Consider the following 19,630-nt stretch of genomic DNA (forward strand, 5'->3'; position numbering starts at 1 on the left):
CTCAATGGACCAAGCCCGCCCGGCTGGATCCATCGTCGTGCTGGGCGCGGCGCAATATGACGGCAAGCCGTCACCGGTTCTGAGAGCCAGGCTTGACCACGGGATAGATCTGTGGAATAAGGGGATGGGGAAGGTCCTGGTTCTGACCGGTGGCCGCGGATACGGGGATACCACGAGTGAAGCTGCGGTCGGCAGAGAGTATGCACGGAAGCATGGTGTGCCGGACGAGGTGATTCTTCTCGAGGACAAGGGGCGAACTACCCGCGAGTCCATGCTGGGCGTTGCGGGAATTCTCAGCAGCCAGGGTATCAGGACCGTAATCCTGGTGAGCGATCCATTCCACATGCTGAGGCTGTCCATAATTGGAAGGCGATTCGGGCTCACGACCTACACTTCCCCCACCCGGACGAGTCCAATATCGCCAAACAGGGAGAAGCGCTGGAGATACATGCTGGGCGAATCGATCAAGGCACCACTGGCATTCCTATTCGAGAGGAAAAAGTGAGACGAGCACTATTAATAGCGATTAGCGTCTTAATCACCACAACGACTGCAATAATTGCAGGGGCTCAGGTAATTCCGAAGATCAAGTTCGAGAAGTACGCGCTTCCAAACGGGCTGGAGGTGATTCTGCACGAAGACCATTCGACGCCGATCGTCACGGTCAATACATGGTATAAGGTTGGTTCCGGCGACGAAAAGATCGGCCGGACCGGGTTCGCGCACCTGTTCGAGCACATCATGTTTATGGGATCGGAACATGTGCCTGTCGGCATGTTCGACAAGGAGCTCGAGGCAGCAGGTGCGGATAACAATGGCTCGACTACCGAAGACCGGACCAACTACTACGAAAACTTTCCCTCGAACGCGCTGCCACTTGCGCTCTGGCTCGACTCGGACAGGATGGGATTCCTTCTTTCCACGATGGATAGGGCAAAGCTCGACCTGCAGCGCGAGGTGGTGAAGAACGAACGCCGGGAGAGGGTGGATAACGTCCCCTACGGACGTGGAGACGAAATGATCCTCGCGGCGCTTTATCCGAAGGGTCATCCATATTCATGGTCGGTGATCGGGTCCATGGCCGATCTGGGTGCGGCGTCGCTCGAGGATGTCAAGAATTTTTTCCGTACTTACTACGCTCCGAATAACGCGACGCTTACAATAGCCGGAGATTTTAATCCGGCTAATGCGAAGCAGCTGGTGCAGCTGTATTTCGGAAGTATCCCGAGGGGACCGACGCTTCCCACCCGGCCGAAGGTAGCTCCCGTTGTGCTTGCGAAAGACACGTTCATGGTACTGGAAGACCGCGTGCAACTCCCGAGGGTGTTCTACGATTGGCCAACGGTGAAGGTGTTCGAGAAGGACGATGCGGCCCTCGATGTTCTTGCGTCAGTATTGGCAAATGGAAAGAATTCGCGACTGTACAAGAGACTTGTTTATGACATGCAAGTGGCGCAGAACGTCTTCGCCTCACAGCAATCGAGCAAGCTGGCCGGCCGATTTGAGATTGACATCACCCCGAAGCCGGGCCAGAGCCTGGCAGCCATCGACAAGGTGGTGAAGGAAGAGCTGCAAAGGCTGATGAACGAGCCGGTCACCCAGCGCGAGCTACAGCGAGTCCAGAACTCATTCCGTTCGAGCTTTCTGAATCGTCTTTCCGGAGTGCTCGGCAAGTCCGAAACACTCAACTCGTACAACTATCTCGCCGGCAACCCCGACTATGTACGGCAGGACGCTGCGCGCTACGATCATGTCACCCGTGCCGACGTGCAGCGAGTGGCGAAAACGTATCTCGGCCGGCACAAGGTCGTGCTCACGGTAGTTCCAGAGGGAAAGCGCGAGATGATGCTTACAGCAAACGGAGGTGACCGATGAGACCGCGCAGCACATGTGCGAGAATAGCGCTCGCGGCCTCAGTGACACTGCTTGTCGTGCCGTCACTGGCAACGTCACAGCGCACGATCGACCGATCCAAGGTGCCAACTCTCGGACTGCCTCCGAAGGTGTCTCTGCCTCCAATCGTGACGCGGCAGCTACCGAACGGATTGAAGCTCATGATTGTCGAGCAGCACGAGCTGCCGCTCGCCGATTTCGTTCTTGTGACGGGAGGAGGGGGCACGACGGACCCTGCCACCAAAGGGGGCGTTGCAAACCTTACTTCGGCGATGCTAACCGAGGGCACTATGACGCGAAATAGCCTCCAGATCGCGGATCAGATAGCGTTTCTGGGTGTCGGTCTTTCGGCCGGGAGTAACTGGGACGCAAACACGGTGAGCCTTCACACTCCGACATCTCAGCTCGACAGTGCGTTGGCACTGTTCTCGGACGTGGTGCTTCAGCCTTCATTTCCCGCAGAAGACTTCGAGCGTGTCAAAAAGAACCGGCTTACGAGTCTCATTCAGCTCAAGGACCGTCCTACGGCGATCGCCGATCAGGCATACGCATCCATTCTCTATGGCGCAGCTCATCCCTATGGCCACAACCTCATAGGGTCTGAGGCCTCCATCAGCGCGATGTCAATAGCCGACTTGCAAGCGTTCTATAGCGCCAACTTCATTCCGAACAACTCGATACTGATCATCGTAGGGGACGTGATCCCGGCGCAGATCGAAAACAAGATCGGCTCCCTATTCGGAGGGTGGCAAGGTGGAACGGTGACACCGGTCATATTCGGTGAGGCGCCAAGGGCTGGAGTGACCATGGTCTATCTGATCGACAAACCGGGAGCCGCTCAGTCATCGTTCCGGATCGGCTTGATCGGTGTTCCTCGCTCGACGAAGGATTACTTCGCCTTGAACGTGATGAACACCATCCTCGGTGGCTCTTTCACGAGCAGGCTAAACCAGAATCTCCGCGAGACCCATGGTTACACCTATGGAGCCCGGTCGAGGTTTGACATGCGCCGTTCCGCAGGCCCGTTCATCGCTTCGGCTGAGATAGTGGCGGCGAAAACAGATTCAGGACTGATCGAGTTCATGAAAGAGCTGACAGCGATCCGGGATACAGTGCCAGCGACAGAGCTTCGGAAGTCGAAGAGGCTGCTGCAACTCGGAATGCCAGGCGACTTTGAAACTACGCAGCAGATTGCCAGCCAGCTGGTGCCGGTTGCCCTGTATGATCTGCCGCTCGACTACTACAACAACTATGTGTCAAGTATCGAGGGTGTGACTCAGGCCGATGTCCAACAAGTAGCGAGACGGTACATAGATCCAGCATCGCTCGCGATCGTCATCGTGGGAGACCGCAAGAGCATCGAGTCCGGGCTCAAGGCGGTCAACGCCGGTCCAATCACGATTCGTGACTTCTTTGGCCAGCCAATCTTACCCTGAGTGTCTGGCTGTCGCGGCGAGCAGAAAGGGTCCATACACTCCGGGCCCTTTTTACTTGAATGAAGTGATGATCGGATCAAGCGCCTCGACCACCCATCTCCAATAGCCCTCTCCTCCCTTTATTCTTACGTCGTTGTGTAATGCATCCGGCACGAGGAGCCACCGACCTTGCGTCCTTGCTGCGGCGAATACATGGCTGCCCATCCAAAGCGGGATCAGTCGGTCACTACCTCCGTGGACAACGGAGACTGGGATGTCCAGTTGCGCCACTTTGGCGCCAGTATCGAAATGGAGTCGTGATACTATCCTCCAGATGACACCTGGAGTCCATCTGATGATCAATCCAGCCATATCGCGGGCCGATGTAAACGGTGACTCGAGTAGTAATGCCGCGGGCGGATGGCCGACTGCAAGCTCAACGGCTATGGCGCTACCGAGCGAATGTCCGAAGAACGCGATCTTTTCCGGGGGTACGCCAATGCTGTGTCTCATGAAGAGATACGCCGCTTCGGAATCCAGCTTCGATCCGGCATATGTCGGCCGGCCGGCGAGACCCATGTATCCACGGTACTCTGCGAGCATCACTGTCATGCCGGTTCTGCGAACGGCTTCGTTTGCCCATTCCACCTGGCGTACGGCAAGGTCGGCGTTTCCGTGGAATGCCAGCAGAATTCCGCGCGGCGCTTGCTGATTGCCAATCAGATATGCGAACAAACGCTTGCCATCTGACGCCGAGTAACCAACTCGGTGTATTCCCGCATCGTCGGGATACGGAGGACGTGGAGGCTGGAAGGCAATCCGCTCCTGAAAGCTCCAGGCGAAGATCACCGCTACAACGAAAAGAGCGAGCAGCGAGCTCGCGATGAGAGCTATCTGTGTCATTACCCGGCTGCGAGCGATTGAGACCATGACGGCATTGGGTTACTCTGCCTTGCAAGGACAATCAATCTATCGGCATGCGAATACCAATCGAGTCATTTTGCCTGGACAACGGGCTTGTGGTAACTCTGTCGCGGGACAATACAGCCCCAATCGTCGCCGTGAATCTCTGGTACCACGTTGGCTCTGCCAACGAACGAGTCGGCAGAACGGGCTTCGCCCACCTGTTTGAGCACATGTTGTTTCAGGGGTCCGAACATGTAGGTGCCAATGAGCACTTCGAGCTGGTACAACGGGCCGGAGGCACGCTCAATGGTAGTACATGGCTGGAGCGGACCAACTACTTCGAGACGGTGCCGTCAAACCAACTGGCGCTTGCATTATGGCTTGAGGCTGACAGGATGGGAGCGCTACTTCCAGCGATGACGCAGAAGAAGCTGGACACACAGCGCGACGTTGTGAAGAATGAGCGTCGGTGGTCGGTGGACAATCAGCCGTACGGAACATGGTGGGAGAGGCTACCTGCCCTCGTGTTCCCGGAATCGCATCCCTTTCATCACTCGCTGATCGGATCGATGGAAGATCTCTCGGAAGCTTCACTTGAAGATGTCGAGCAGTTCTTCAGAACGTACTACACGCCCGATAACGCAGTTTTATCAATAGCCGGAGACTTTGATTCCGCAGAAGCCCGCAATCTGGTGGAGCAGTATTTCGGATCCGTTCCGCGTGGAGCGGGGAAACCGCCTCTGGAAGGAATGGAGCTACCGGAAAAATTTGGTGAAACACTTCGCCTCGTAGTGGAAGACGACGTAAGCCTTCCACGTCTCTATATGGCGTTCCGGTCGCCTGTTTTCGGCAGCGAGGGATACTACATAGCAAGCGTATGCGGCGCGATACTCGGCATGCGCCGCGGGAGCAGGTTGTACCGCTCCCTTGTCAGGGAGAAGCAGGTCGCGGCAGATACGACGGCCTTCACGTTCGATCTGGCCAAAGGAAGCGATCTTCTCATAGTGGATGTCACGGCACGTCCGGAGATTACGGTCGACCGTCTGCAGGAAGAAGTCGAGCACGAAATCGACATTCTGGTGAGCGACGGCGTGACACAGGAAGAAGTAGAACGTGCGGTTGCGCTGATTCAGACAGACATGATCACCGCCCTACAGTCTGCCAGCGAGCGGGCCGACCGGCTCTCGATGTTTGCAACGCTGCTGGGTGATCCTTCGCTCATCAATGAACAAGCTGACCGATATCACTCGGTAACCGCGGCACAGGTAAGCGAATTTGCTTGCGAGAAACTTGGGCCCGACAACAGGGCGCTGCTGCTCTATGTTCCACGGCCGGAACGAGCTGTCGAAAGTGACGCTGATCTGATTGGAGCGACCGTGTCATGACAGTCGCTATACGGCCGCAACCGGGTCCTGCGCGGGAATACCATTTCCCGGATTTCGTCCGGAGACAACTCGATAACGGGCTGACGCTTATTGTTGCCTCCGTAAACAAACTGCCCATCGTCAGTGTCGTTGCCGTCGTCGATGCGACAGCACTGGGGGACAAGAAGGGGAAAGAAGGCACCGCGAATCTCACGGCACAAGCGCTGAGAGAAGGCACGACTACACGCGATGGGACCAGGCTCGCCCTGGATCTCGAGAAGCTGGGTACTTCCATCGAGGCCGGTGCTGACTGGGATAGCACCGTCGCAAGCATGACGGTGCTGAAAGACAGGCTCGCGGCGGCGTTTGGCATCTTCGCGGAGGTGCTGACGAAGCCACGTTTCCGGACGGAAGACATCGAGCGTCTCAAGGCCGAGCGTCTCGCCGAGAGAATGCAGCTCCTCACGGAGCCGCGCGGCCTCGCTGACGAATCGTTTGCGCGTTTCATCTATGCAGACAATTCCCGGTACGCTCAGCCAATGAGCGGTGACAGCCGCTCCGTATCGTCCCTCTCGCGAGACGATGTCGTGAGCTTCTACGAGTGCAACTATGTTCCGCCGCAGACGACGTTGATAATGGCCGGGGACATTACGATCGAAGAAGCAGTGACTCTGGCCGAATCAGCGCTCAGCGAATGGTGCGGCGAGCGCAAGACGTCCTCGGTGGACGCGGACAGAGGTGCCCGGGACTCACGGGCCATAGAGATAATTGTGAAGCCTGATGCCGCGCAGTCGGAGCTCAGGATCGGGCACGTGGGCGTCCCGCGATCGCATCCGGACTATTTCCCGATAGTGGTAATGAACGCGGTGCTTGGTGGACTCTTCTCATCACGAATCAATCTCAATCTGCGCGAGGCGCACGGCTACACATACGGGGCGTCGTCGTATTACGACTGGCGCCGTCAGTCTGGTCCTTTCGTGATCTCGACGGCGGTACAGAGCGAAGTGACGAGGGAAGCAATCGCCGAGACGCTAAAGGAGATTGATAGAATGCATGAAGAAGAAATTGGAGAAGAGGAGCTAACGCTGGCGACGAGTTATCTGGAAGGTGTGTTCCCAATTCGCTACGAGACGACCTCGGCGATCGCATCGGCGCTGGCGAATCTTGTGATGTTCGATCTTCCGGAGGACTATTACGACAGATACAGGGCCAACATCGGATCTGTGACGACTCACGACGTGCTTGACGCCGCGAGAAAGCATGTCCAGCCTGAGCGCCTGCAAATCGTGGTCGTAGGGAATCCGGAACTGGTAAAGTCGTCGATTGAGGCGCTGGGCTTCGGTTCAGTGCGAACGCGGGAGGTGACGGATTTCTAAGAAGGATCAGGACGGAGAAAGAATGTCCGCCGACACCGGGCAGGTTGCGTCGCGGCGTGTCTATGCAGGACGGATCGTGTCTCTGGACGTGGATACCGTTCGCTTTCCCAACGGCTCGACCGGCGAGCTGGAAATGGTGCGACATCCGGGAGCAAGCGCGGTAGTACCGTTTCTGGACGATCCATCTGATGAAGACCCGAGAGTCCTTCTCATCAGACAGTATCGGTACGCTGCCGGCGGACATGTGTACGAGATTCCGGCAGGCCGGCTCGATGCAGGGGAAGCCCCGGAGGTTTGTGCGGGAAGGGAGCTCAGGGAAGAAACCGGATACACGGCGGAAATCCTGGAACCGCTGACAACCTTCTATACGACGCCCGGCTTCACCGACGAGCGGATCCACCTTTTCATGGCATCTGGACTTACGGCCGGGATTTCTCAACTGGAGTCCGACGAAATCGTAGAGTTGCAGCCGATGCGGATATCGACGGCCCTGAGAATGGTCGATTCTGGTAAAATCGTGGACGGCAAGACAATCGTAGGGCTTCTCTTCGTAAGCTTATTTTGCCGGGGTGGGTAAACCCCCTGGAACCCAAAAGCATCCAATTGACGTAGAGCCAGAATGGACAGGTGTCCGGAAGAGTGGACACTTGATGATTCATAACTGGACAACCGGACGGCTTCCCACGTTCTATCTTCTTGATATATAAGGACTTACGTCGCGTTCCAAGATCGGCATATGCTCTGCTATATCAGATGCGTGAAGAATCTCTATAAGGAGGCAGACCCAATTCTTTCCTTATCAGATTCTCAATTTCTGGGGGTAGCAGCAATGGCAACTATTGCTCGTAAGCAGGTAGACCAGCTTCAGGGGACCAGTGTCAGGGAGCAGTTGCAGACGATGGATGACTCAGCCGTCGTTACCGCGTTCCTGGGCGGGGAAGAGAGGGCTTTCTCCGAGCTCGTCGAGAGATACCAAACGCGGCTTCTGAATTTTGTATACCGGACCATTGGCGACCGTGAAAGGGCGGAAGATCTGGTACAGGAGGTGTTCATCCGGGTATACCGGCATCTTCACAGGTTCGATCGCTCGAAGAAATTCTCGACGTGGGCTTATACGATCGCGTCGAATCTGGCCAAGAACGAGCTCCGGAACCGCTCAAGGAATCCGCTTGTTCTCTTCCAGACGGTTCAGAAAAACTGGCAGGATGAGGATCGTCCGCTACAGTTTGAGGACAGCAGGTCGCGTCCTGACGACATGTATCGGAAGCGCCACCTGAGAGAGATCGTCGAGGAGTCAGTAGCGAAGCTGCCGGAGCATCACAGGAACGTGTTCATCCTGCGGGAGCTCGAAGGGAAGTCGTACGAAGAAATCGCCGAGATCACCAACTGCAATCTCGGCACTGTGAAATCGAGGCTGAACAGAGCCAGAAACTCGTTCGCGGAGATTGTTGCGCCCTATCTGGAATAGGTGATAGCGTTGAGGGATTCGGGAACCAGTGCCCTCGAGACGGGTACTGCTATCCGAACCCTCATAGCCGCCTAAATGGACTGTCGGGAATTCCGGAAAAAACATTTCGCATTCGTGGATGACACCCTGCCGGGTGTCGAACTGGTCGGCATGCAGGTGCATATCGGCGAATGCGGTGAATGCGCCCGACAGGATGCGATCATCCGCCGGTCGCTGATGCTTTTCCGCAGCCTTCCCGTGATCGAGCCGTCATCGGGTTTTTCAGCGTGTCTTCAGCAGAAGCTTCGTAACGCAAGAGTGGCAGATGCGACGGCGGCACAATCAGGACGAGCCCTCACATTTGCAGCGACTGTAGCGATCACGAGCGTTGTCATGCTCGGCTACATCGGAGTTTCTCTCCGGCAGGTGGATTTCCCGCAGGACATCGTACTGCCTCCGGTAGTTGCCACCGCTTCCTCTCCGGGTACGGTATCGATGATGGCTCCAGCGCCAGCCATGGTAGCTTCAGTACCCGCCGGCTTGCTGATCTGGACTGCCGCACTTTTCGCTGAGCAGACCCCTGTCCATTTCGCTTCGGCCGATCTGACGCCTGCTACCAGGTAGAAGCAGAAGCACGTCAGCCGCCAGCGGACATCTATATTAGCATCATGTCCGCGACCGCCCCCAAGACCCTTAGTGACGCCCTCAAGAGAGGCACATTCGATGGGGCGTATTACATCTGCGGGGAGGACGATTTTCAGAAAGAAGATGCGATGAGACAGCTTATCGAGGCGGCCGTGGAGCCGGCAATGCTTGATTTCAACATGGAAATCAAGCGTGCGCAGGATACCGATGCCAAGTCCCTCGACGCCGCGTTGTCGGCATTGCCGATGATGGCCGATCGCAGAGTGGTCGTGATTCGTGATGCCAGCGCGCTTAAGAAGGACGTGCGGAAGGTGATGGACCGGTACCTGTCGAAGCCGTCTCCTGATGTCCTGCTGCTTCTTGTAGAGACGTCCGGTGGAAAGACAGAAAAGGACTTGGCCAAAAACTCGACTTCCCTGGAATTCGATTTTCTGACGGCAGACGAGATTCCAAAATGGATCGCACATTATGCGTCCACCCAATTTCAGATGCGAATATCGGCTGAGGCGACAGAGCTTCTGCAAAGCGCAGTGGGAACTGACCTGCACCAGCTTGTCGCAGAGCTGGACAAGCTTGCGAGCTTTGTTCAGGGCCATGAGATCGTGGAGTCGGACGTGACCGCGGTGGTAGGGGTGCGTCGTGGCGAAACGATGGCGGATTTTCTTGACGAAATTGCGCGTCGCAACGTGCCGCGGGCACTCGAGCTCGTGCCGCAGATTCTCAGTCAGCCGAAGACAACGGCCGTGTCGCTGGTAATGGCCCTGGCGACGCAGACAATCGCGTTGGCGTGGGGTCGGGCGAGACGGAATGAAGGGTTGTCGCAGAGCAGGCTGCAGAGCGAATACTTCGGATTCCTCAAGCAGTCCGGATCAGCTTTTACCGGGAGGCCGTGGGGATCCGCCGTCGCGGCCTGGACAGGGGCGGTGGATCGATGGAACGAACAGTCTTTAGGGCGCGCGCTCGATTCTCTTCTTGAGGCGGACATAGCGCTCAAGGAAACAAGGTTCTCGTCCGAGGAGCAGGTCATGGCGACGCTAGTCCTGTCAATGTGTGTGGACGACGAACGCAGCATCGCGGCATAACGCAGTGAGGACAGTGAAAATGTCGAGAATGTTCTGGTGTGGAGCGATCCTGGCACTATGCCCGGTCGTCGCGACGGCGCAGGGAACCACCGGTCTGAATCCTGTCTACAGGAGGGCGCAGACGATGGTGAATGATGGAAATGCCGCGCAGGGACGCGCACTCGTGGACTCGATGATTGCGGTCACTGCTCCGGGATCCAACAATTACGCTGAAGGCATCTACTGGCGTGCGGTGCTTGCAGCGACCGCGGCCGACGCGGAGATGGATTACAAGCGGATCGTGGTGGATTACCCACTTTCGCCAAGGGTCGAGGACGCGCTGATCCGGCTCGCGCAGCTGGAGATCGCGCGCGCGAACTACGATGGTGCACTGCGGCACCTGAATCGCCTGGCTACGGAACATCCCCAGAGTCCGGTACGGGCACGTGCCGCCTACTGGATGGCGCGAGCCATGTTCGAGAAAAACGATGTTCAAGGCGGATGCAGCGCGACCGCTGATGCTCTCGGGCGCACGAGTGAAGACGATGCCGAGCTGCGGAATCAGATCAACTATCTGAACCAGCGGTGTGCAGGCGTGGTACTGGCGGGGCCGGCACTGTCACCGCCGGCTTCTGTAGCCACTGCTTCCGTAACGGCAGATCCGGGTACGGCTCCAGTTGCGGCGGACAGTACGAAGGTCGCGGTCACAGCGCCCGTCGCAGCCACTCCCGAACCGGTAAAAGTAACGCCACCCCGACAGCAGGTATCGCAGCCTTCTGCAAAGCCACGTGATACCGAGCCGAGCATGATTGAGCCGAGCGCTGCGCTGGCGAGGGGCAATCGCGGTTACTCGGTTCAGGTTGCGGCCTACAACGTGAAGTCGCAGGCGGACGCGATGGTCGCCAAACTGAAGAAGAGCGGCTACGAAGCGCGCGTAGATGGAACCAGCGCGCCGTTCAGGGTTCGCATCGGCAGGTACGCGACACAGGCGCAAGCGAGCGCCGTCCAGCGGTCACTCAAGGCGAAGCAAATAACCGGGTTCGTTGTACAGGCCAACACCCGGTGAGCCGCGCCACATCAACACCGTTGATGCAGCAGTACCGGGAAATCAAGGATCGGCATCAGAATGCGATCCTGTTTTTCCGGATGGGTGATTTCTACGAGATGTTTTATGAGGATGCGGAGATCGCATCGCGCGCCCTTGGCTTGACTCTGACCTCGAGGAACAACGGCGGAGCCGCTGAAGTCCCACTCGCCGGAGTGCCGGTGAAAGCGGCTGCCGAATATCTGCGACGCCTGGTGCAGCAGGGATTCCGCGTCTCGATCTGCGAGCAGACCGAAGATCCCCGACAGGCAAAAGGAATAGTGCGGCGCGAAGTAATCGAGACGATAACACCCGGTGCGGCGTTTGCGGACGATCTGCTCGATCGTGCACGGAACAACTTCCTGTGTGCGGTTTTTCCGGCGGACGAGGAAGTTGGAATCGCGGCAGCCGACCTGTCAACGGGCGAGCTGCGACTGATAGTGACCGCATCCGGTGACACCGACGCCGTGTTGTCACGTCTCTCTCCGCGGGAAATCCTCGTTGCGCGCGGACTGAGTCCGGCAATGAAGCTGGTGCAGCAGAGCCACGACGAAGGAGCTCTTGTTACGGAGCGTGAGCCGTGGGAGTTCGATGCGGCACTTGCGTCGAGTGACCTGGCCAGGCATTTCGGCGTTGCGTCGGTGGAAGGGCTTGGTGTTGGTGAAAAGGATGCGCCAGCGCTAGCCGCGGCCGGCGCGCTCATGCGATACATGCATGAGCTTCAGCCGGGAGGCGTGCCGCATCTTTCGCGTCCGACGATGGAGCGTCCGGGAGGCACCATGCCGCTGGACGAAATGACGCGGCGGAATCTGGAGCTTGTAGAGTCTCTACGTGGTGGCGACACTGGCGGGACACTATTGTCAGTGCTGGATAGGACGCTTACCCCAATGGGATCGCGTCTTCTCCGGCAATGGATACTTACGCCGCTGACGAATTGTAGAGAGATCGACGCACGTCTCGACGCTGTCGCTGCGTTTGCACGGGATCCGATAGGACGGGAAGCTCTGCGTACGGCGCTCGACGGTGTCCGTGACATCGAGCGCCTGGCCAGCAAGGCGGCAGTGGGTCGTGGGACACCGCGCGATCTTCGCGCGCTGGGTGATTCCATCGCCAGACTGCCGGACGTGTACGCCGTGCTGGAGAAGCTGGCAGGAACCACGGGGGTCGCATTGGGGCCGCTTTCCAAGGTAATGGAGCGATGGGACGCATGTGCTGATCTCGCCGCCGACATCATCGCGACGATTGTGGAGCGGCCACCGATCGTGATGGGCGAAGAGATCTGCATTCACAACGGAGTGGATACCAGGCTCGATGAATGGCGCTCGCTGCGTGACGGCGGAAAGGACGCGATCGCGCGCATTCAGATGGAAGAGCGGGCGCGCACCGGGATCAATTCCCTCAAAGTGGGCTACAATCGGGTGTTCGGATACTTCATCGAAGTGACGAACGCCAATGCCCATCTCGTGCCTGGCGACTATCAACGCAGGCAGACGCTCACGGGGGCGGAACGATACGTCACTCCGGCGTTGAAGGAGCACGAAGAAAAAGTTCTTACAGCTGCGGAACGAATCGAAGAGCGCGAGCGTGAGCTCTTCGAAGCGCTCAGAAAAAGAACTGGAGCACAGATCCGCAGGCTGCAATGCGCGGCGCAGATCACTGCGGAACTCGACGTTCTCTCGACGTTTGCCGAAGTGGCCGAGCGTGAGGGTTACGTGCGTCCGGTGATAACCGATGGCTTCGATCTCGTGATTACCGGCGGCCGACATCCGGTGGTGGAGCGGATGATGGCGAGGGAGAAATTCATTCCCAACAACGTGGGACTGCCGGAATCGGCAAGGATGATCATTCTTACCGGACCGAACATGTCCGGCAAATCCACGATCCTGCGACAGATCGGGCTGATCGTGCTAATGGCGCAAATCGGGAGCTTCGTTCCTGCAGCAGCAGCGGAAATTGGCGTGGTAGATCGGCTCTTTACACGGGTGGGGGCGAGCGACAACCTTGTGCGCGGTCAGTCCACGTTCATGGTGGAGATGTCGGAAACGAGTGCGATCCTCCACACGGCGACGCAGAGGAGCCTGGTGCTGCTGGACGAAATCGGGCGTGGCACGTCGACATACGACGGGGTGTCAATCGCATGGTCGGTGAGCGAGCACCTGCACGACGTGGTGAAGTGCAAGACCGTGTTCGCAACGCACTACCACGAGCTGACGCAGCTCACCGATGAATTAGTAGCCGCTTGCAACTATAGCGTGGAAGTAAAGGAAGCAGGCGATCAGGTGCTGTTCCTTTATCGGCTTGTTGCGGGAGGGGCCGATCGCTCGTACGGGATAGAGGTGGGGCGGCTGGCAGGCTTGCCGACGGTGGTACTGGAGCGGGCGAGGAAACTGCTTGCGCTCTTCGAAGGTGAGCAGATCGTGTCGGCGCTCGGCGGACGCAGTCATAGAAAGACGGGGCCTGAGGGGGCGGAAAAAGAGCAGGGCGGAAGCGGTGAAGACGGAACGATGGGATCGGATCAACTGGGACTGTTCGCGAGTGCACATCATCCGGTGGTGGCCGAGCTCAGAAAGGTCGATCCTGATTCCATGACGCCGCTCGAGGCGCTGACGCTATTGAATCGACTCGTGAGTCGCGCAAGGCAGGGGTAGATTATCGTGATGTCGATGAAAGTCCGGATACTGGCAGTGATGGCGTTTGGGACCCTGGCGAGCTGCCGAAAGGATGGGGCGCCGAATGGGACATTTTTTGGAGTGGGGCCGAGACCTGACATTCTTCCGGTGATATTGAACGAGGATCTTCCGTTCAGATATCCTTCTTCGCTCTACTCGAAGAAGGTGCAAGCCAACGTGACGCTCAGGGTGTTCATTGACAAAGAGGGGCAGATCGTGACCGAGTCGACACATGTCGCCGAAAGCTCTGGCTACCCTCCGATGGATTCCGCGGCGGTCAAGGGATCGAAGGACCTTCGGTTTGTTCCGGCAAAAACACGGGGACGGGCGGTGCCGGTGTCGATTCTGTTTCCGGTGTATTTCCGTCACCCGGAGGCATCGCCGCTTCCCGGCGACACGATTCTCCAGAAGGGTGGATCCGGAGCACAGCCCGCCAACACGAACCGCTGATGGCTCTCCAGGAGCGAAACAAACGGCCGTACGCGAGTGTGCTGGAGACTATCGCGTGGACGCCACTTATACGATTTAACGCGGTTACGCGTGGAATTCGCACGCCGGTCTACGGCAAGGCGGAATTCTTCAATCCCGGTGGATCGGTCAAGGACAGAATCGCGATGCCGATCATCGAGCGCGCAGAGCGGGAGGGTCGTCTCAAGCCAGGCGGCACGATCGTCGAGGGTACCAGCGGCAACACCGGAATAGCGCTGGCGATCGCAGCGGCACTCCGCGGCTACAAATGCATCTTCACGATGCCGGACAAGATGTCCCAGGAAAAAGTGCGTCTGCTCAAGGCGTTCGGCGCCAAAGTGATCATCACGCCCACGGCAGTGCCGCCAGACCATCCCGACAGTTACGTGACAATGGCAAGGAGAATCGCAAAAGAAACGCCCAACGCAATTCTTGCCGACCAGTTCTACAATGAAGCAAACCCTCAGGCTCATTACGACACCACCGGGCCCGAGCTCTGGGAGCAGACCGAAGGCCGCATCACGCATTTCGTAGCAGCGGCTGGGACAGGCGGGACGATCACTGGGGTCGGGCGCTACCTGAAGGAGAAGAACCCGAAGATCCGCATCATTGCCGGTGATCCCGTCGGCTCCATTCTGGCGGACCATTGGCGCACGGACGGCAAGGAGGTTCGTGAAGGAGTGCCGTACAAGATCGAGGGAATCGGTCAGGACAAAATTCCCGGAGCGCTCGATATGAGCGTGATCGACGATTTCGAGTCGGTCAGCGACAAGGACGCGTTTACGATGGCGCGGCGTCTCACCCGTGAAGAAGGATTGTTCGTTGGCGGCTCGTCGGGGCTCATTACTCACGTCGCCTTGCGTGTGGCGCGCGAGGTGAACGATCCCGATGCATTCGTCGTAGCCGTGCTGTGCGACACGGGAGAACGGTATCTCTCGAAGCTCTACAACGATGAGTGGATGCAGGAAAACCAGCTGCTGGATTCAACCCGCGTGACGCTCATGCATGTCCTGGGTCGAAAGGGAGCTGAGACGCCAGCGGTGGTCAGCACCACACCCGGCGCACCCGTTCGTCAGGCGCTCGGGCTGATGTCGCTTCACGACATCTCACAGCTTCCTGTGATGGAAGGCCAGAACTGTGTTGGTTCCGTAAGCGACTGGTCGTTGTCACAGAAGAGCCTGGAGAATCCGAAGCTTCTCGACGCGACCGTGAGTGAGGTGATGGATTCTCCGTTTCCGATGGTGTCGGGAGACCAGCCAGTGGAGAGCGTTGTAAGGCTGCTCTCCAAGTCGAATCCTGCGGTTCTCGTTCGAAACGACGGAGTGATTGATGGAATCGTGACGCGATCGGACATGCTGCATTACATGATGAGCCGGTAGGAGCATGAAGTTGAAGATCACGGTTTTGATGGGTGGCTCGTCGGCCGAGCGAAACGTTTCGCTCGCGTCGGGCATGCGAATCGTGCTCGCTCTGCGATCGCGCGGTCACGACGTGATCGCATTCGACCCGTCAAAGGGACTGATCAGCCGAGAAGAAGAGCAGAGACTGGCGTTAAGCGCTGTCGGCACCGAACCGCCGTCTCTCGACGCGCTGGCCCGGAGCACCGGGGGAGCATTTCTGCCAGCGCTCGAAGCACTTCCCGAGATATCCGGTGCGGACGTCGTGTTTTTGGCGCTGCATGGAGGCATGGGCGAGGATGGAACGCTTCAGGCGCTGCTTGACATGGCGCACGTGAAATACACAGGCAGTGGACATCTCTCGAGTGCGCTGGCGATGGACAAGGATCTTTCGAAGAAGCTCTTCCGGGCCGCGGGAGTGCAGACTGCGAACTGGCTCATGGCGCCCGCAACGATCGAGGAAGTCGAAAATACGCTGGGTTTTCCAGTGATAGTGAAACCCTCGAAGCAGGGATCCACCGTGGGCCTGTCGGTCGTCAAGCAGGCCGAGCAGCTGCAGCCGGCGATTCAAGAAGCGTGGCGTTATGATGACGAGGTAATGATCGAGCAGTTCATCGCCGGGCGTGAGTTGACAGTGGGAATACTCGGTGATCGAGCGTTGCCCGTGGGTGAGATTATCCCGGTGCACGAGATCTACGACTACGAGTGCAAGTACACGGCCGGCATGGCGAAGGAAGAGTTTCCGGCGAGGCTCTCAGTCGAGCAGACCTCGCTCGTGCAGCAGCAGGCACTGGCGGCTTTCAGGGCGCTCAAGCTTAGTGGTTATGCACGGATTGATTTTCGGCTGTCGAAGTCCGATGATGGAGATAGTGGTGGAGGGTTCTATTGTCTCGAGGCCAACACCCTGCCCGGGATGACGGAGTTCAGCCTGATACCACAGGGCGCGGCCGCGGCGGGACTGTCTTTTCCGGAATTGTGTGAAGAGATAGTTCGTTCTGCAGGCAAGTGAGGAACCGCGCGGCACGATCAGTGTTATAGAAGAAAACCCAACGCAGTAAGCAGGCTCTCATGTCCGACGCGCTGTACGATTCGCCTCCGCAACCCAGAATGACGCCAGCCGTGCAGTGGCTGATCGCGGCGAACGTCGGAGTGTATTTCCTTCAGGTCACGCTGTTCGGTGCGGAAGGCGTATTCGGCGTGATGGGACTCGATCCCGGCCACTTCCCGTCTGCGTGGTGGACGATTGCCACCTACATGTTCGTCCATGCGGGGCTCTGGCATCTTGCGTTCAACATGCTGTCGCTGTGGATGTTCGGGCCGCGAATCGAGAACGTCTGGGGCGCGCGGAGCTTCACGTACTTCTATCTCTGGTGCGGAATCGGTGGTAGCGTCGCCCATCTGCTACTGGGGGGGAATGCGGGACTGGTGGGAGCATCGGCGGCGATAATGGGAGTGCTGCTCGCTTATGCTCTGAGGTGGCCCGACGAAGAGGTCTACATCTTCGGCGTGATTCCGATGAAGACACGCTGGCTCGTCGTCTGGCTCGGGCTGATCAATCTCGCCATGGGCATATCGTCCACTAAAGGCGGCTCCGGGATAGGATGGTTCGCACATCTGGGCGGACTCGGATTCGGCTGGGTCTATCTGCGTGTGTCAGCATTCGGCGGTCTCGACAATTTCAGACGATGGGTCTCACCGGTACCGGACGAGCCGGAGGACGCATTTCGGGCGATACCACGGACGCACAGGAATCGTAACCGCGAGGAACACGCCGAGGGCATCGACGAGGTTGTCGCGAAGAGCAACGCCGTCGCAGCGAAGACCACCCGCCGAGCGCTTCTTCCGAGAGCAGGCAGTGACGGCTCACGGGAGTCGGCGGAGCGGCTGGACATGGTGCTCGACAAGATCTCGAAACATGGGATCGAGAGCCTGACGAGCGAAGAGCTGCAGGTTCTTGATGAGATGTCACGAAAGCTCAAGGGGCGCGACATCCACTGATTGAAACGGCATCCCGAATCGTGCATAGTTCGGAATGCCGAAGCCCGACCTGCTTGAGACTTTCGCGAATCCGTACGCGGATCGCGACTACGAAATCCACATGGATTGCAACGAGTTCACGTCGCTCTGCCCGCTGGGCGGAATCGAGAGCGACGCGGAGGAGCTTGCGCTGCTAAAGGGCGGAGCTCCGGATTTTGGGATCATCAGGATTACCTATCTGCCCGCAGAAGTATGCCTCGAGCTGAAGAGTCTCAAGCTCTATCTGTGGAGCTTTCGTAACGACGGAATATTCTACGAGCGGGCCGTCAACCGGATTCTGGACGATCTCGTTGCGGCGGCGAATCCCAAGTGGATGCAGGTTGTGGGCGATTTCAATCTCAGAGGCGGGATCAAGTCGGTGATCACGGCGGAGAAAGGAAAACGGTGAAGGCGGGAGAGACCTTCGGTGAATCGGTGAAGGATTCCCTCAATTGCCTGGTCTGCGCGAGGGGTTCCAGCGTCAGGCGGGCAGAATTACATTGCGAGCCGCGGCATTGTGTGTCGCAGGGGCAGGGGCCAGGTAGCTCAGTTGGTAGAGCAGCGGACTGAAAATCCGCGTGTCGGCAGTTCGATTCTGCCCCTGGCCATTCATGAAGGTGTGCTTGAGAACTCAATAGCAGATAACGCCATCAACTGCCCGGAACTCCGTGAGGCCAACCCACCGGAGTCGACAGTGGTGGCGTTTGTGCTGCAGACGACGTCAGTCCGAGGTACAGCAAAATGCGCATAGGTCTTCTCACGGGGGGTGGCGACGCTCCCGGGCTTAACGCCGTGATTCGTACGGCCGTGCTCTCGGCGGTTAATCGCGGCTGGAAGGTGCTCGGGATACGCCACGGGTTCGCCGGACTACTCGGCGAATGTGACGTCGCTCCGCTTACACGGTTGTCGGTAAGCGGAATCGCGCATCTTGGTGGCACCATCCTCCGTACAACGAACCGGGGGAATCCGCTTTCCTTTCCGGTTCGGATGGAGGATGGCAGCTACGTCGAGAAGGATCGCTCGGGCGAGCTGATTGCCAACGTGAAGAAGCTTGGCATTGACGCACTGGTCGCAATCGGCGGCGATGGAACGCTGCAAATCGCCCTCGAGCTGGTGAACCGCGGGTTGAGGATCGTCGGAGTTCCCAAGACGATCGACAACGACGTGAGCTGCACGATTACGACATTTGGCTTCGATACGGCGGTGAACACGGCGATCGAAGCGATCGACAAGCTGCACACAACAGCCGAGAGCCATGACCGGGTGATTGTGATGGAGGTGATGGGACGCTACGCGGGGTTCATCGCGCTGCATGCGGGGGTGGCGGGCACCGCCGATGTGATTCTGATCCCGGAGATTCCATACGATATTGACAAGGTCTGTGCGAAGATTCTGGCGCGTGACAGGGCGGGCCAGAATTTCTCGATCGTGGTTGCGGCGGAGGGTGCCTATCCGAAGTCAACGGAGACGGGCGATTCGAGTGTATCGGGTCCACCCCGGATCATTCACGCCGGGTTAGTGGCTGAGCGTCTGGTGGAGCGGATACATGCGGGGACAGGGAAGGAATGCCGGTCTCTCGTGCTGGGGCATCTGCAGCGAGGCGGGATGCCGACGGGATATGACCGCCTGCTGGCAATGAGGTTCGGGGCTGCAGCAGTGCGGGCCATCGAGAGCGAGGCATGGGGCCACATGGTGGCGCTCCAGTCACCTCACCTGGTGACGGTGCCAATAAGCGAGGTCATCCGTCGGGAGAAACGAGTTGAGTTAGGCCACGACATCGTGCAGACGGCCCGGGCGACCGGTATTAGCTTCGGCGATTAGATAGTTATCTAATTAATTAACATGTGGCGTATTGCTGCTCGCGGTCATATCAATGAGGGCGAGCCGGC

The 19,630-nt window shown here is 58.2% G+C and carries 18 protein-coding genes and 1 tRNA gene; 18 read left to right on the top strand and 1 reads right to left on the bottom strand.

All coding sequences use genetic code 11. The features are described from left to right. Nucleotides 1-4: 4 nt before the first annotated feature. From Q7S20_07820 to Q7S20_07830, 3 genes are read left to right on the top strand one after another with little or no spacing between them, the layout of a single operon-like run. Entirely contained in the window at nucleotides 5-505 is a 501-nt protein-coding gene (locus Q7S20_07820) for a YdcF family protein (GenBank protein MDO8501736.1), read from the top strand. Continuing rightward, nucleotides 502-1,875: a pitrilysin family protein gene (locus Q7S20_07825; protein MDO8501737.1), complete on the top strand. Its 1,374-nt coding sequence runs from the start codon at nucleotides 502-504 to the stop codon at nucleotides 1,873-1,875. Before Q7S20_07820 ends, Q7S20_07825 begins: the two co-directional genes overlap by 4 nt. Continuing rightward, nucleotides 1,872-3,329, top strand: coding sequence for a pitrilysin family protein (locus tag Q7S20_07830; GenBank protein ID MDO8501738.1), 1,458 nt, complete (start codon nucleotides 1,872-1,874; stop codon nucleotides 3,327-3,329). Before Q7S20_07825 ends, Q7S20_07830 begins: the two co-directional genes overlap by 4 nt. A 51-nt stretch (nucleotides 3,330-3,380) precedes the next feature. Here the strand turns inward: Q7S20_07830 and Q7S20_07835 are convergent, their stop codons facing one another. Beyond that, complete coding sequence (locus tag Q7S20_07835; GenBank protein ID MDO8501739.1) at nucleotides 3,381-4,211, bottom strand: alpha/beta hydrolase; 831 nt, start codon at nucleotides 4,209-4,211, stop codon at nucleotides 3,381-3,383. Between the two features lie 74 nt (nucleotides 4,212-4,285). Here Q7S20_07835 and Q7S20_07840 point away from each other — a divergent pair, with 74 nt between their 5' ends. The 15 genes from Q7S20_07840 (at nucleotide 4,286) to Q7S20_07910 (ending at nucleotide 19,562) form a co-directional block, all read left to right on the top strand. Continuing rightward, nucleotides 4,286-5,599 carry a pitrilysin family protein gene (locus tag Q7S20_07840; GenBank protein MDO8501740.1) on the top strand — a complete coding sequence of 438 codons (1,314 nt, stop codon included), beginning with the start codon at nucleotides 4,286-4,288 and terminating at the stop codon, nucleotides 5,597-5,599. Then, nucleotides 5,596-6,954: a pitrilysin family protein gene (locus Q7S20_07845; GenBank protein MDO8501741.1), complete on the top strand. Its 1,359-nt coding sequence runs from the start codon at nucleotides 5,596-5,598 to the stop codon at nucleotides 6,952-6,954. The genes Q7S20_07840 and Q7S20_07845 overlap by 4 nt, the downstream gene beginning before the upstream one ends. A gap of 22 nt (nucleotides 6,955-6,976) precedes the next feature. Continuing rightward, nucleotides 6,977-7,531 (top strand): NUDIX hydrolase, encoded by a 555-nt coding sequence (locus tag Q7S20_07850; GenBank protein ID MDO8501742.1) that lies wholly within the window; start codon nucleotides 6,977-6,979, stop codon nucleotides 7,529-7,531. 180 nt (nucleotides 7,532-7,711) lie between these two features. Further along, nucleotides 7,712-8,422, top strand: a complete 711-nt coding sequence (locus Q7S20_07855) for a sigma-70 family RNA polymerase sigma factor (GenBank protein ID MDO8501743.1) — start codon at nucleotides 7,712-7,714, stop codon at nucleotides 8,420-8,422. A 75-nt stretch (nucleotides 8,423-8,497) separates the two neighbouring features. Beyond that, nucleotides 8,498-9,025 (top strand): hypothetical protein, encoded by a 528-nt coding sequence (locus Q7S20_07860; protein ID MDO8501744.1) that lies wholly within the window; start codon nucleotides 8,498-8,500, stop codon nucleotides 9,023-9,025. Nucleotides 9,026-9,069: 44 nt separating this feature from the next. Then, the gene (gene holA / locus Q7S20_07865; protein MDO8501745.1) at nucleotides 9,070-10,128 is read left to right on the top strand and encodes a DNA polymerase III subunit delta; all 1,059 of its coding nucleotides are present in this window, start codon (nucleotides 9,070-9,072) and stop codon (nucleotides 10,126-10,128) included. Between the two features lie 19 nt (nucleotides 10,129-10,147). Then, on the top strand, nucleotides 10,148-11,173 hold the full coding sequence (locus tag Q7S20_07870; GenBank protein MDO8501746.1) for an SPOR domain-containing protein: 1,026 nt from the start codon (nucleotides 10,148-10,150) through the stop codon (nucleotides 11,171-11,173). Next, nucleotides 11,170-13,839, top strand: coding sequence for a DNA mismatch repair protein MutS (gene mutS, locus Q7S20_07875; GenBank protein MDO8501747.1), 2,670 nt, complete (start codon nucleotides 11,170-11,172; stop codon nucleotides 13,837-13,839). The genes Q7S20_07870 and mutS overlap by 4 nt, the downstream gene beginning before the upstream one ends. A gap of 9 nt (nucleotides 13,840-13,848) precedes the next feature. After that, complete coding sequence (locus tag Q7S20_07880) at nucleotides 13,849-14,310, top strand: energy transducer TonB (GenBank protein ID MDO8501748.1); 462 nt, start codon at nucleotides 13,849-13,851, stop codon at nucleotides 14,308-14,310. Then, nucleotides 14,310-15,707, top strand: a complete 1,398-nt coding sequence (locus Q7S20_07885) for a pyridoxal-phosphate dependent enzyme (GenBank protein ID MDO8501749.1) — start codon at nucleotides 14,310-14,312, stop codon at nucleotides 15,705-15,707. Before Q7S20_07880 ends, Q7S20_07885 begins: the two co-directional genes overlap by 1 nt. Before the next feature lie 4 nt (nucleotides 15,708-15,711). Further along, nucleotides 15,712-16,734 carry a D-alanine--D-alanine ligase gene (locus Q7S20_07890; GenBank protein MDO8501750.1) on the top strand — a complete coding sequence of 341 codons (1,023 nt, stop codon included), beginning with the start codon at nucleotides 15,712-15,714 and terminating at the stop codon, nucleotides 16,732-16,734. A gap of 59 nt (nucleotides 16,735-16,793) precedes the next feature. After that, nucleotides 16,794-17,723 (top strand): rhomboid family intramembrane serine protease, encoded by a 930-nt coding sequence (locus Q7S20_07895; protein MDO8501751.1) that lies wholly within the window; start codon nucleotides 16,794-16,796, stop codon nucleotides 17,721-17,723. Between the two features lie 34 nt (nucleotides 17,724-17,757). After that, nucleotides 17,758-18,150 (top strand): preQ(1) synthase, encoded by a 393-nt coding sequence (queF, locus tag Q7S20_07900; protein MDO8501752.1) that lies wholly within the window; start codon nucleotides 17,758-17,760, stop codon nucleotides 18,148-18,150. Between the two features lie 126 nt (nucleotides 18,151-18,276). Continuing rightward, nucleotides 18,277-18,349, top strand: a tRNA-Phe gene (locus Q7S20_07905). A 133-nt stretch (nucleotides 18,350-18,482) separates the two neighbouring features. Continuing rightward, the gene (locus tag Q7S20_07910) at nucleotides 18,483-19,562 is read left to right on the top strand and encodes an ATP-dependent 6-phosphofructokinase (GenBank protein MDO8501753.1); all 1,080 of its coding nucleotides are present in this window, start codon (nucleotides 18,483-18,485) and stop codon (nucleotides 19,560-19,562) included. Nucleotides 19,563-19,630: the final 68 nt, after the last annotated feature.

The sequence above is a fragment of the Gemmatimonadaceae bacterium genome, from assembly GCA_030647905.1.
Classification (GTDB): Bacteria; Gemmatimonadota; Gemmatimonadetes; order Gemmatimonadales; family Gemmatimonadaceae; genus UBA4720.

Excerpts from the sequence above, each read along its gene's own strand:
- Q7S20_07860 (MDO8501744.1), top strand. The coding sequence starts at position 8,498 with ATGGACTGTCGGGAATTCCGGAAAAAACATTTCGCATTCGTGGATGAC.
- queF (MDO8501752.1), top strand. The coding sequence starts at position 17,758 with ATGCCGAAGCCCGACCTGCTTGAGACTTTCGCGAATCCGTACGCGGAT.
- Q7S20_07840 (MDO8501740.1), top strand. The coding sequence starts at position 4,286 with ATGCGAATACCAATCGAGTCATTTTGCCTGGACAACGGGCTTGTGGTA.
- Q7S20_07885 (MDO8501749.1), top strand. The coding sequence starts at position 14,310 with ATGGCTCTCCAGGAGCGAAACAAACGGCCGTACGCGAGTGTGCTGGAG.
- Q7S20_07890 (MDO8501750.1), top strand. The coding sequence starts at position 15,712 with ATGAAGTTGAAGATCACGGTTTTGATGGGTGGCTCGTCGGCCGAGCGA.
- Q7S20_07830 (MDO8501738.1), top strand. The coding sequence starts at position 1,872 with ATGAGACCGCGCAGCACATGTGCGAGAATAGCGCTCGCGGCCTCAGTG.
- Q7S20_07850 (MDO8501742.1), top strand. The coding sequence starts at position 6,977 with ATGTCCGCCGACACCGGGCAGGTTGCGTCGCGGCGTGTCTATGCAGGA.
- Q7S20_07835 (MDO8501739.1), bottom strand. The coding sequence starts at position 4,211 with ATGACACAGATAGCTCTCATCGCGAGCTCGCTGCTCGCTCTTTTCGTT.
- Q7S20_07910 (MDO8501753.1), top strand. The coding sequence starts at position 18,483 with ATGCGCATAGGTCTTCTCACGGGGGGTGGCGACGCTCCCGGGCTTAAC.
- holA (MDO8501745.1), top strand. The coding sequence starts at position 9,070 with ATGTCCGCGACCGCCCCCAAGACCCTTAGTGACGCCCTCAAGAGAGGC.
- Q7S20_07870 (MDO8501746.1), top strand. The coding sequence starts at position 10,148 with ATGTCGAGAATGTTCTGGTGTGGAGCGATCCTGGCACTATGCCCGGTC.
- Q7S20_07895 (MDO8501751.1), top strand. The coding sequence starts at position 16,794 with ATGTCCGACGCGCTGTACGATTCGCCTCCGCAACCCAGAATGACGCCA.
- Q7S20_07880 (MDO8501748.1), top strand. The coding sequence starts at position 13,849 with ATGTCGATGAAAGTCCGGATACTGGCAGTGATGGCGTTTGGGACCCTG.
- Q7S20_07820 (MDO8501736.1), top strand. The coding sequence starts at position 5 with ATGGACCAAGCCCGCCCGGCTGGATCCATCGTCGTGCTGGGCGCGGCG.
- Q7S20_07845 (MDO8501741.1), top strand. The coding sequence starts at position 5,596 with ATGACAGTCGCTATACGGCCGCAACCGGGTCCTGCGCGGGAATACCAT.